Origin of the sequence: Oceanobacillus saliphilus, assembly GCF_023522835.1 — a bacterium.
GTDB lineage: Bacteria > Bacillota > Bacilli > Bacillales > Amphibacillaceae > Oceanobacillus > Oceanobacillus saliphilus.
Genome location: NZ_JALCZU010000228.1, coordinates 1 through 256 on the forward strand (window position 1 = coordinate 1; position 256 = coordinate 256).

1 protein-coding gene is annotated in these 256 nt (G+C 50.8%); it reads left to right on the plus strand.

Features of this window, described 5'->3' with window-relative positions; all coding sequences use genetic code 11:
- A partial coding sequence (locus MN204_RS20995) for a triose-phosphate isomerase (protein ID WP_249872985.1) occupies nucleotides 1-256 on the plus strand: 256 nt, incomplete at both ends.

Genomic DNA, 256 nt, shown 5'->3' on the forward strand with positions numbered 1-256 from the left:
TTCCAGGTTGTATCTTCCCAGATCCGCGAAGTGCTGTTCAATCTGGATCCCGATGATTTCAAAAAAGTTATCGTGGCTTACGAACCTGTTTGGGCCATTGGCACGGGCAAAACAGCCACTTCTGAACAGGCACAGGAAATGCACGCTTTTATCCGTTCATTTCTTGCCGAGTCTTTCGGAGATCTTGCCAAATCCACCCCAATCCTCTACGGGGGCAGCTGCAAACCTTCGAATGCGGCAGAACTCTTTGCCCGGC